1 pseudogene is annotated in these 1322 nt (G+C 46.7%); it reads right to left on the reverse strand.

The annotated features are described in order from the left end of the window. Positions 1-166: 166 nt before the first annotated feature. Positions 167-1230: pseudogene (hemE, locus tag A3739_RS04760) on the reverse strand (uroporphyrinogen decarboxylase). Between the last annotated feature and the right edge of the window lie 92 nt (positions 1231-1322).

Below are 1322 nucleotides of genomic sequence, written 5' to 3' on the forward strand. Positions count from 1 at the left end.
CCCCGCATCCTACAACGAGAACAGTCAAAGAATATAAAAAGGCTCGTGCAAGACGACTCATGAACTTTCCTAGTTATTCTTAATGTGAGACAAAATTGTAAGATATGCGTGAGGTAGGATAAACGCTGCGCCACCACATTTGTGACGCAGCAAACGCTCAAGACGCTTAAACGTGGTACTGCGCACTCAATTCATGCACCGCATCAACAAAGACTTTCGGCGCCGCGGGGTCTACAAACTGATGAATACCGTGTCCGAGGTTAAACACATGTCCATTGCCCGCACCAAAGTCCCCTAATATCCGGGCAACTTCAGCCTTAATTTGCTCTGGCTTAGCATATAAAACACTAGGATCCATATTACCTTGTAACGCGACGCGATCACCCACCATAGCGCGAGCTCGCCCAATATTCATCGTCCAATCAAGCCCTAGCGCATTCGCACCGCAGTCAGCGATTTGATCCAACCACAGACCACCACCCTTCGTAAATACGATCGATGGTACACGCAAACCACGCGCTTCCGCCTTCAAACCCGCCACAATCTTTTGCATGTAAGCAAGAGAGAAATCGAGGTAGGCTTGATCACTTAAATTCCCGCCCCATGTATCGAAAATCTGAACAGCTTGAGCACCTGCATCGATTTGCGCATTCAAATAGTCAATGACAGAGTCTGCAAGCACATCTAATAGACATGAAGAGTTTCAGGTTCGCGATACATCATCGCTTTAATATGTCGGAAATCTTTCGAAGAACCACCCTCAACCATATAGGTCGCCAAGGTCCAAGGCGATCCGGAAAAGCCGATCAAAGGAACACGCCCAGATAACGCACCGTGAATTTCAGTCACTGCATCGGTGACATACGACAAGTCTGAAGCGGTATTAACAACCTTAAGCGATGCCACGTCTTGCTCTGTACGAATGACTTTCTTAAACCGCGGCCCTTCGCCAGTTTCAAAATATAGTCCCAAGCCCATCGCATCAGGAATCGTCAAAATGTCTGAAAACAAGATTGCCGCATCTAAGTCATAGCGCTCTAGAGGCTGAATAGTCACCTCGCACGCTAGCTCTTTGTTCTTGCACAAACTCAAAAAATCACCCGCTTGTGCGCGCGTCTCACGATATTCAGGCAAATAACGACCAGCTTGACGCATCATCCACACTGGCGTTGCATCAACAGGCTCTCTTAAAAGGGCTTTTAAAAATCGATCGTTCTTAAGTTGCGTCATCTTTTTGATAGTTCTCTAAATTGATTCTAAACAAAAAAGGCACAGCAAAATGCCGTGCCTTTTCAACCAGCAACGGATATCAGACGTCCAAG

The sequence above is a fragment of the Oleiphilus sp. HI0067 genome, from assembly GCF_001635735.1.